At 61.0% G+C, this 10,309-nt stretch carries 8 protein-coding genes; 4 read left to right on the forward strand and 4 right to left on the reverse strand.

The window, feature by feature from the left end; genetic code table 11:
• Positions 1–22: 22 nt before the first annotated feature.
• Both QRN10_RS01195 and QRN10_RS01200 read left to right on the forward strand, forming a co-directional pair.
• Positions 23–712 carry an ABC transporter permease gene (locus QRN10_RS01195; protein ID WP_181080340.1) on the forward strand — a complete coding sequence of 230 codons (690 nt, stop codon included), beginning with the start codon at positions 23–25 and terminating at the stop codon, positions 710–712.
• The gene (locus tag QRN10_RS01200) at positions 693–1,892 is read left to right on the forward strand and encodes a methyltransferase (RefSeq protein WP_285427719.1); all 1,200 of its coding nucleotides are present in this window, start codon (positions 693–695) and stop codon (positions 1,890–1,892) included. The genes QRN10_RS01195 and QRN10_RS01200 overlap by 20 nt, the downstream gene beginning before the upstream one ends.
• Positions 1,893–2,118: 226 nt before the next feature.
• Here the strand turns inward: QRN10_RS01200 and bcsQ are convergent, their stop codons facing one another.
• Together bcsQ and QRN10_RS01210 are read right to left on the reverse strand one after the other, a co-directional pair.
• Positions 2,119–3,078 (reverse strand): cellulose biosynthesis protein BcsQ, encoded by a 960-nt coding sequence (gene bcsQ, locus QRN10_RS01205; RefSeq protein ID WP_285427720.1) that lies wholly within the window; start codon positions 3,076–3,078, stop codon positions 2,119–2,121.
• 131 nt (positions 3,079–3,209) lie between these two features.
• Positions 3,210–3,386, reverse strand: coding sequence for a hypothetical protein (locus tag QRN10_RS01210; protein WP_181080261.1), 177 nt, complete (start codon positions 3,384–3,386; stop codon positions 3,210–3,212).
• Here QRN10_RS01210 and lapG point away from each other — a divergent pair.
• Both lapG and lapD read left to right on the forward strand, forming a co-directional pair.
• Positions 3,370–4,062, forward strand: coding sequence for a cysteine protease LapG (gene lapG / locus QRN10_RS01215; RefSeq protein WP_181080260.1), 693 nt, complete (start codon positions 3,370–3,372; stop codon positions 4,060–4,062). The genes QRN10_RS01210 and lapG overlap by 17 nt on opposite strands.
• A gap of 11 nt (positions 4,063–4,073) precedes the next feature.
• Positions 4,074–6,020: a cyclic di-GMP receptor LapD gene (gene lapD, locus QRN10_RS01220; protein ID WP_285427722.1), complete on the forward strand. Its 1,947-nt coding sequence runs from the start codon at positions 4,074–4,076 to the stop codon at positions 6,018–6,020.
• 47 nt (positions 6,021–6,067) lie between these two features.
• Here the strand turns inward: lapD and QRN10_RS01225 are convergent, their stop codons facing one another.
• The gene (locus tag QRN10_RS01225) at positions 6,068–6,406 is read right to left on the reverse strand and encodes a tryptophan synthase subunit beta (RefSeq protein ID WP_181080258.1); all 339 of its coding nucleotides are present in this window, start codon (positions 6,404–6,406) and stop codon (positions 6,068–6,070) included.
• 124 nt (positions 6,407–6,530) lie between these two features.
• On the reverse strand, positions 6,531–10,309 hold a 3,779-nt coding region (locus QRN10_RS01230), incomplete at its 5' end, for a beta strand repeat-containing protein (RefSeq protein WP_285427723.1).

Consider the following 10,309-nt stretch of genomic DNA (forward strand, 5'->3'; position numbering starts at 1 on the left):
GCTGGCGCATTTCGACCTGGGCCTGAACTGGGCCGTGATCATCAAATGGCTGCCCAAATTGGCACAGGGCGCCGTCCTCACCCTGGAGCTGGTGGCCATCGCGGTCATCGCCGGGCTGCTGCTGGCAATCCCCCTGGGCATCGCCCGCTCGTCGCGCCGCTGGTATGTGAGCGCCCTGCCTTACGCTTACATTTTCTTCTTTCGGGGTACGCCACTGCTGGTGCAGCTGTTCCTGGTCTACTACGGGCTGGCACAGTTCGATGCGGTGCGTAACAGCTTCATGTGGCCCTACCTGCGCGATCCGTTCTGGTGCGCCACCGCCACCATGACCCTGCATACCGCCGCCTATATCGCCGAGATCCTGCGCGGGGCGATCCAGGCCATCCCACCGGGTGAAATCGAAGCCGCCCGCGCCCTGGGCATGTCCAGGCCCAAGACGCTGTTCTATATCATCCTGCCCCGCGCCTCGCGCATTGGCCTGCCGGCCTACAGCAACGAAGTGATCCTGATGCTCAAGGCCAGCGCCCTGGCCAGTACCGTGACGCTGCTGGAACTGACCGGCATGGCGCGAACCATCATTGCCCGGACCTACCTGCCGGTGGAGATCTTCTTTGCCGCCGGTTTGTTCTACCTGTTGATGGCGTACATCCTGGTACGCGGTTTCAAACTGCTGGAACGCTGGCTGCGCGTCGATGCCTGCCAGGGACGTTGAGGCGCGCTTCCAGGCACTCGATGCCTTCCTGATCGAGCATCAAGGGCTGTGGAAACCACGGCCCTTTACCCATCGCCAACTGGCCTGGGAATCCCGACACCCCGAGCTTGCGCGCTGGCTGCGTCAACGCTCGCTGGACGACGCCGAAGCCAGCCACAACAACCCCTACGATCTTGCGGCGCCCGCGCCGTTTCCACAGCTCGCTGCGCAGGCTCGCCAGCTCAGTGCTGTGGATAAGTTGCCGACCCGCCCCCTGCCCGCCGCGCATCACCGCCTGAATGTCGATGTGCCGGGCCGCAAGTGGCAGCAGATCGAAGCCTTCGGCGCCGCCCTGCAGTTCGCGCAAGCCCCCAAGCACTGGCTGGACTGGTGCGCCGGCAAAGGCCACCTGGGCCGCCGCTTGCTGCAAACCGGGCAACAGCTGACTTGCCTTGAATATGACCCGGCGTTGGTCGCCGCCGGGCAGGCACTGAGCGATCACCATGGCCTGCCCGCGACCCATCGCCTGCAAGACGTCATGGCCCCCGTAACCATCAGCGCCGAACACACACCCGTCGCCCTGCACGCCTGCGGTGACCTGCATGTGCGCCTGCTGCAACTGGCCAGCGCACAGGGCTGCAAACAGCTGGCCCTGGCACCCTGCTGCTACAACCGCATCAGCGCACGGACCTATCAACCATTGTCCGAGGCGGGCCGCGCATCAACTTTGCGACTGTCGATCGAAGATCTCGGCCTGCCGCTCAGCGAAACCGTCACCGCCGGCAAGCGTGTACGCCAGCAGCGGGACACGTCCATGGCCCGCCGCCTGGGCTTCGATCAACTGCAACGTCAATTACGCGGTTGCGACGAGTACCTACCCACCCCGCCTCTGCCCCCTGCGTGGTTGAACGTGCCGTTCGCCGACTACTGCGAGGCGCTGGCGAGTCGCAAAGGTTTATCCACAGGCCAGCAGGATTGGGCCGCGCTGGAGGCATACGGCTGGACTCGCTTGGCCGAGGTGAGAAACCTGGAATTGGTACGCGGGCTGTTTCGACGACCGCTGGAAATATGGCTGGTGCTGGATCGCGCGCTGTTTCTGAAGGAACAAGGCTACCGCGTTGAACTGGGCAGCTTCTGCGATGCCGCTCTGACACCGCGCAACTTGATGGTGCTTGCCGAGCGCGATCAAGGGGCAAATTGACGCAGCCCAGCCTGTGGATAACTCTGTTGATGGTTTATTTGCGAGGCCTCTGAACGCCTGGGTCATAGACAAAAAGCCGTACTGGTCATTTTTTGTTCACATCATAAAGTGCACTTAAAACAGGCAGTTAAACCCAGATGAGAAACGCTCCACAAAAAGAGTGTTTCTTAATGACGCATCCAACCGATTGTGCATAAGCGTCTGGCTTAAGCGAATAAACCGCGCTCTACGCGGCTCTTTTGAGCGCGATCAATAACCGGCACAACTCATTGATATCGGCAGCTGCCGGGCTGGACGCTGCGTTATCCAGCGGGTCGGTGGCAAAGGCCAGGGCTTGGCTGATGAGCGCGTCGCCGCGCACGACCACCGAGGGGCTCGTCCTGCGACGCAGCTTGAAGGCTTCGAGCATCTCTCGGTTAAACGCCGAGTGCTCATCCAGTTGATTGATCACGAAGTGGCAACGTGGCGCGCGCGCCCGCTCAAGGTAGGGCGTCAACAGGGCGTCCAACTGATCCTGAGTACCCAGGCAAGCGGCATTCGGCTGGGCGATCACCAACACGATGTCGGCCACGCTCAGGGCTTGATGCACATATACATTGTTACCGGCAGGCGTATCGATGATCACCGTGTGGCCTGCGCTCAGCCCCATGGCCGAGAGGTGCTCGGCCAACCAGGCCGGCTCGCGCGTGAGCCAGCGCTGCAGGCCTTCTTTCTGGCGACTGTCGGTGTCGCCGAAAGGGATCACCTGGCAACCGGCGAACCCCGCTTGCAAGGCGGTGGTCCACGGCGCGTTGAGCAGGCTGCTGCGCCCCACACCGGGCCGCAGGTGATCAACGCCGAAGTGCTGGCGCAACGCGTTTTGCGGGTCCAGGTCCACTGCCACGACCGACTCACCCAGGCGTTGCAAGCCGCTGCTCAATGCCGTGACCAGTGTGCTACGACCCACGCCGCCATTAACCGAGACCACAGCCACCACGGTGGCGCGCAACGGGGCGGCTTCGACATGCGAGGATGACGGATTACCGTGAGTCCCATGAGGGTGGATGCGCGAGCCATCTTCACGGTTCACGCGGGTGCCGTCATCAAATGGAATACTGCCGAAAAAGTGCAGCCGCGCATTTTTGCCCTTCGGGTCACGGGAAACGCTGTTGCCGAACAAGGCAAATAAATCATCGGTGCGGCTCATGGCCGGGGGCTCCTTCGCAGCGCCGTTCGAAGACGTGAAAGGTCGGCCAATCAGGTCTGCCCGTACGTATTCTTGTCAGCATGTTATGGGCTGCATTCTGGGTCAGGCCCAATGAAGTGTCATTATTTTGATCAAAAAACCATCAGCCTTTCAGACGAGCGGAAAACTGCCAATTTACTGACGAAAAATACCGTCATTTGCTGGGCGGTGATTTCATCGTGCCATTGTTTTTTACCCGCCATCCCCGCACCATTGCGACACCTTCCAGGCTGCACGTTTTGGGTAAGCGCAGTGGCGATACGCTTCAAACTCTCGCGGTTCCTCTACAGCCTCGCCATCACGGTGGTGTTGGGCGGTGGGCTGCTGGGCGACTTACTCGCCGACTGGGATTTCAGCCAGATCAGCCGCAAAGCCGAAGCGCTGTACGGACCATTGGGCGCGGGGCGGCAGCGCATCGATGCCTGGCAACAGCTGCTGGCCACGCAGAAGCAGGTCAGCGAGAGCGAACAACTCAAAGTGGTCAACTTGTTCTTCAACCGTCAGTTGCACTACGAAGAAGATATCGATCTGTGGCACGAGGTGGATTATTGGGCGACGCCCATTCAGTCCTTGTGGAAAGGCGCCGGCGATTGTGAAGACTATGCCATCGCCAAATACTTCAGCCTGCGTCATCTGGGCGTACCGGCCGAGAAGCTGCGCATTACCTACGTCAAGGCCTTGCGCCAGAATCGTGCGCATATGGTACTGACCTACTATTCAAGCCCCGAGGCCATGCCTTTGGTGCTGGACAGCCTGATGGACCCGATTCTGCCGGCCAGCCAACGTCCTGACCTGCTGCCGGTGTATGCCTTCAACGGCGAAGGGCTGTGGCTGACCGGCGCAACGGGCAACAAGAAAGTCGGTGACACCAAGCGTCTGTCGCGTTGGCAGGATGTGTTGAAGAAAATGACCGCCGAAGGGTTTCCGACCGGTTCGGATAATTAACAGGAGCTACGATGTCACTGTTCAAACAATTGCTGATCGCTATCTGCGTGTTCCTGGTGGTCGCGTTCAGCGGTAGCTTCTTCGTCAGCCTGGAAAGTTCGCGTACCCAGTACGTCAATCAGCTGCGCTCCCACGCCCAGGACGCCGCCACCGCGCTGGCGCTGTCGTTGACACCGAATATCGATGACCCGGCAATGACCGAACTGATGGTCAGTTCGATCTTCGACAGCGGCTATTACGCCAGCATCCGCGTGGTGGACCTGAGCACCAACCAGGTACTGGTGGAGCGCGCCGCCGAGCCGGACGCCAGCAGCGTCCCGGCGTGGTTCGTGAAGATGATCGGCCTGGCCCCGGCCGGCGGCGATGCCATCGTCAGCCGTGGCTGGCAGCAGGCGGCGCGGGTGGAGGTGGTCAGCCACCCAATGTTCGCCCTGGCCAAGCTGTGGCACAGCGCGTTGGGGAGCCTCGGCTGGCTGCTGCTCTGCGGCGCGGTGAGCGCGGTCCTGGGCGCGCTGTTGCTGCGGCGTCAATTGAAGCCGCTGGATTATATGGTCGAGCAGTCCCATGCCATCGCCCGTCGTGAGTTCCTGAGCTTGCCCGACCTGCCCCGCACCCCTGAGCTGCGCCGAGTGGTGCAGGCCATGAACCAGATGGTGGAGAAGCTCAAGGCGCTGTTCCATGAACAGACCGAGCGCAGCGAGAAGCTGCGGGTAGAGTCCTATCAGGACAGCCTTACGGGCCTGGCCAACCGTCGCTATTTCGAGATGCAGTTGCAGTCCCGCGTCAGCAACCTTGAGGATGCAAGCTCGGGCTACCTGCTGATGTTGCGAGTCAACGACTTGAGCGGCCTCAACCAGCGCCTGGGCGGGCAACGCACCGACCAACTGCTGCAGGCCGTCAGCCAGCAACTGGTGCGCACGTGCGCCAAGTACCCCGAAACCCAGAACCTGATTACCCGCAGCCGTGGCGGCGAGTTCGCCGTGCTCGCCCCTGGCCTGGTGCGCGATGAAGCGCAGCAACTGGCCCAGGCGCTGGAAAACACCCTGCAAAGCCTCTATGAAACGGGCGCCACCGATACGCCGACCGTGGCCTACATCGGGCTGGCACCGTACAAACCGGGCGATGCCTCGGCCGACTTGTTGATGCTGGCCGACCAGGCACTGGCCCAGGCCGAAGCCGGTACCGGCCAGACATGGGTCTGCCTGGAACACCAGACCCAAGGCACCGTCGGCGACGATCACCACAGCTGGCACACCTTGCTCGACAACGCCCTGACCCAAGGGCGCTTCCGGTTGTTTTTCCAACCGGTGGTGAGCAGCAGTGATACCCGGCAGGTGCTGCATTACAAAGTGCTGTCACGCTTGCTCGACCCACAGGGCCAGACCATCGCGGCGGGCCACTTTTTGCCGTGGCTGGAGCGCTTCGGCTGGACCGCGCGCCTTGATCAGCTGATGCTCGACCTGGTGATCAAGCACCTGACCCAACACAGCCCATCGGTGGCCTTGAACCTGTCGGCCGCCACCTTGAACGACCCTCAGGCGCTGGAGCGTGTTTTCGAACGCCTGGCGCAGCATCCCGCGCTGGGACCGCGCCTGACGCTGGAGATCGGTGAGGAGCAAGTGCCCGAGCAATCACAACTGGAGCGCCTGACCCGACGCATGCGCAGCCTGGGCTTCAGCCTTGGCCTGCAACGTTTCGGCGGGCGTTTCAGCATGATCGGCAACCTGGCGAACCTGGGCCTGGCGTACTTGAAAATCGACGGCAGCTACATCCGTACCATCGATCAGGAAAGCCACAAGCGGTTTTTTATCGAAGCGATCCAGCGTGCCGCTCACAGCATCGATTTACCGCTGATTGCCGAGCGCGTGGAAACCGAAGGTGAATTGCGCGTGATTCGCGAGATGGGCATTGAAGGGGTGCAAGGCCAACTGGTCGGTGAACCGGCGCCCTGGAAGTAGCGGCGAAGCCTTCTTGACGGCCGCGCCGTGAAGCAGGCGTACGCGGCTCAGATCAAACCGGTTTCATCGTCATTGATCAGTTCGCTCAACCCGCCCAGGGCCGCCCGGGCCTGGGTACGCTCAAGGAACTTGACCTGCGCGGCGGGTGGCAGGTCAGTGATGCTCATCACGTTTTTGGTGATCAAGACCTGGATCAAGTCATCGAGCACTCGAATCATCTCAAGGTCACTTTGCTTGAGCTGCTTGAGGCTGTTGTCGACCGCATCGTCGGCGAACCACGCCTGAATCTCGTGATGGTCGGCCGGTAGCGTCTCGGTGGCTTCGGCGTAAGCCTGCGCCTCGACGCGCACCAAAGCGTTGTTCTGATCGCGTTGCACGTAGAACATTAACGTTCTCCCAATAAAAAAATCCCTGCAGGTGCCGCGCGCGGCCTCTGCAGAGATTACACACATTTTCCCGACGCTGATGCCCAAGGGGCGCCAATCCCGAAAGATTGGCGCCGCCGCAGGATCAGTCGTGATGCTTGACGGTCAGGTCGCCACCGGCGATCAGGCTGTTGATCGCGGCGCTGCCACTGCCCCAGCTCGCGCCATCGACCTTGATCGTGACATCGGCCGTGCCACCACCTGAAGCGGTGAATGCGCCCGTGCTGCTGACACTCAGCGTCGAGTTGCCCGAAGCATCGGTTGATAGCTTCAGATAGTTAGCCAGGTTGGTGTCGTTATTACCTTGCAGCAAATCGGACAGGTCCAGCTTGTCGCCTTCGCCGTGCTTGAAGTCGGTGATGCGATCGAAACCGCCGTTGGTGTTGGTGTCGCCCTTGAGCCACACGAAGGTATCGGCACCCGCACCGCCGCTGAGCACATCATTACCTTTGCCGCCCACCAGGATGTCGTTGCCGACGCCGCCGGAGAGAGCGTCGTTGCCGCCCTGGCCGAACAGGATGTCGTTACCGGCGTTACCGATCAGGGTATCGCCGCCGTCATTGGTGCCATAGATGTTCGACGCGTTGGCCAGAGCACCGATGTCCTGCACGTGTTCAGTGATGTACTGATGCAAGCTGCGGTCATCGATCTGGTCGACGGTGGTGGACAGCTTCTCGGCGGCGAACGCCTTGAGCGCGGCGCCGCCCTCCTGGCCTTTGTAGCTGATCAGGTCACCGAAGATGATGTCGTTGCCCGAGCCGCCGAAGACGTTGTCGGCACCGGTATCGGCCGTGTGGCCAGTAATGGTATCGGCCAGCTTCGCGGTATCGATGGTGCTGACTGTCTTGTCGCTGTCGAAGTACTTCTGAAGCATGTCCTTATCGACGCTGTTGCCCAGGCCGATGGCTTGTACCTCAACCCCACCCGTGACAGAAGTCGTCAGCGCCGTGTAAGCGGCCTTGGCGTTTTCCAGCGCGTAATCATAACGGCCGGAGTTGCCGGTAGCGCCCGCGACATCGAAACCACCGCGGCCATCGGAGACAACATACCCTTCGAAGCTCTTGGTGCCGTACGAATCGTACGAGTAAACCTTGCCGTCTTTGTCGACAATGACCTGCGTCTGACCGTAGATCGTTGCAGTGACCGGAGTGGTCTGGCCCAGGGTGTAGGTGTAGGCGTTGACCTTGTTGTCAAAGGTAACGTTGGACCCCCACCAAGAGCTGGTATACCCCAGGCTGATGTTGTCGTACGTAGCGTTGTAGACATTCGGCTCACCGTCGGTAATGAAATACGTCAGGTTTTTTGCACCGGCGTTGCTGGTCGCGTCATTGCTCTTGAACCAGGCAGTTGCCGCGTTGAAGGCATCCTGGTAGTTGGTCGCGTCGCCCGAAGCCATGCTGTTCAACACTGTCTGCAGGGCGGCCTTGGCAGCAGCCTGGTCGGCCAGGTTGACTGACACCTGCGATTCAACCTTGGTATCGAAGTCGACCAACAGCACTTTCACCACGCCGGACCCCGTCAGCTTGGCGTTGGCGATCAGGGTATCGAAGATACTCGAGAGCTGGGTCTTGATCGACGTCATCGCGCTCGTCTCGATACTGCCCGAGGTGTCGACGATAAACGCGATGTTGTAGTTGGCACCTGGAGTGGTGATGCCACCCTTGTCGCCGACCACGATGTTGTTGGCCGAGCTGGAGCCCAGATCAATGGTATCCGCCGCCGCACCGCCTTCCGTGACCGGCGTGTAGACCTGAGGCTTGACCGTAATGGTGGTCGTCGCTACCGACGAACTCAGGCTGTTGCTACCTTCGTTGTCAGTCACGGCGATGTCGATGGTGCGTTCACCAATGGCTGGGTACTTGCTGGTGCTGGAGTACTGGAACGACTCAAGCAACGCTTTGTAGGTCGCCGCATCAGCCACACCCGACAGAGTCAGCACGATCTTGCCGCTGACATCCGTGCCGACGCTGGTCACGGTGACACCTTTGTAGGTACCGCCCACAGCCACCAGGTTGGAGCTGAGCACGTCACCCGAACTCGCGTTTTTCAGGGTGATGGTCGCGCTTTGCATCTGGGTGCTGTCGACGTCACTGATGGCCACGTTGCCGGTAATCGCAACGCCGCTGGTACCGCGCTCGGTGTATGAAGTGTTGAAGCCCGTGGCGACAGAACCGTCCGCGGTGCTGAGGTCCAGGGTAGGCGCGTCGTTGACGGCAGTGACCACGATGCTCACTTTGCCGGTTGTGACCGCTTCAACGCCGGTGCTCAATTCTTTGGCGGTCGCTTTCACGGTGATATCGAAGCTGGCGGTGGAATCCTTGAACGGCGTAACCGTCAGGGTCTTCAGGTTCCAGGTGCTGACATCGTACAGCGTGGATGCGCCGGTCGACGTGAAGCTGTGGCCCGTGGTGCCGTCAGTGATCACGGTGCCGACGGGCAGGCCGCTGATTTCCACCTTGTGGGATTCCGAGCCGTCGTTGTCGACAAACGTGGTAGTGATCGGCGCGACCTTGATGGCGGTGTCTTCCAGGCCACGGTTGTAGACGTAGCCGGTGTAATAGCCTTCGCCATTGACCACATGGCTGTCGCCCAGCACCGCGCCGGCCGCTTTCAAGGCGTCCACGCTGGTGTAGGTCTGCAGGCCGCTGTTGCCCAGCGACATCGACGGGCCGCTGTTGATCGACACATTGACGTCGTAGTTGCCGCCGCCGGCCTGGTTGTAGTGGTAGATGTCGAGGGTGTAGTAACCCGACTCCGCCGGAGTGAAGGCCGTGCCGGTAATCGCGCTGCCCTTGCTCCAGGTTTCGGTGGCGACCAACTTGCCGCCCACGGTAATGGCCAGGCTGTCGTCGGCGGTGCCGGTGAAGGTGTAGCTCTTACCGGCTTCCATATAGACCAGGCCGGACACTTTGGTCGCGGTCCCCTCAGCCACATTGCCGTTGCTGACGTTGCTGGTCACGCCGCTGGTGATCGCGCTGGCGGCGGTCTTGGCGTCGATCACGCGGATCAGATCGCTGGAATTGGCCACCCCGTTACCATTGGTGCCCAAATCAGCACGCAGGTTGCCGCCGCTCCAGGTTTGAATGATCAGGCCGGTCGGCACAGCGCTGAATGCGCCGACCGTCACGACAGGAACGTCCGTCACCGGGTGGATATCCACAGTGATGATCTTGGTATCGCTGTAGGCAGTGCCGTCGGTAGCCTGGAACTTCAGCTGGGTGTAATCGACTTGCATGTTGCCCACACCGGTGCCGCCGAAGCTGTTGTCACCCGACTCGTTGGCCGCCGGGGTGAAACGCACGTTGTGGTTATCGAAATCAGACTGGCTGAACGCCTTGCCCGCCGAGGTATCGGTCTTCAGGTCCGCCGACGTCAGTTTGACCCACGTGCCGTTGACGTTGTACTCGATGGAACCGGCGGGCAGGCTGGTGAACACCACCTTCGGATTGGACGAGTCCACATCCTTGACACCGAAAGTCGCCCAGGTCAGTTCGACCGAGGTGTCCTCATTGCTCGCGACAACACCATTGGCTGCCGTCGGCGCATCGTTGACCGCCACGATGTTCACATTGAGCGTGCTGCTGGAGCCGGTGTTGGTGGTGTAGCCGATCTGTGGGACGTCGCCGTTGAAGTCTTTGACCGGGGTGAAGGTGTACGCACCGTTCGCACCGATGGTGATCGAACCCACGCCTGTAATGAAGGCGGTTTGGCCGGCGGTGTAAGTGGTGCCACCGACGTTGAAGCTCGCCACAGTCAACACGTTGTCCACGTCGCTGTCGTTGGTCAGCACGTTGCCGGTGGCAACCGTATCTTCCTGCGCGCTGCCGGTATCAGCCTTAAGAACACTCGGATCATCTACCGCCA

The organism is Pseudomonas sp. lyk4-R2A-8 (assembly GCF_030209095.1).
Classification (GTDB): domain Bacteria; phylum Pseudomonadota; class Gammaproteobacteria; order Pseudomonadales; family Pseudomonadaceae; genus Aquipseudomonas; species Aquipseudomonas quebecensis.

What these genes read in the sequence shown, in the direction of transcription:
- QRN10_RS01200 (WP_285427719.1), top strand. Translation starts at nt 693, where the DNA reads ATGCCTGCCAGGGACGTTGAGGCGCGCTTCCAGGCACTCGATGCCTTC.
- bcsQ (WP_285427720.1), bottom strand. Translation starts at nt 3,078, where the DNA reads ATGAGCCGCACCGATGATTTATTTGCCTTGTTCGGCAACAGCGTTTCC.
- lapD (WP_285427722.1), top strand. Translation starts at nt 4,074, where the DNA reads ATGTCACTGTTCAAACAATTGCTGATCGCTATCTGCGTGTTCCTGGTG.
- QRN10_RS01225 (WP_181080258.1), bottom strand. Translation starts at nt 6,406, where the DNA reads ATGTTCTACGTGCAACGCGATCAGAACAACGCTTTGGTGCGCGTCGAG.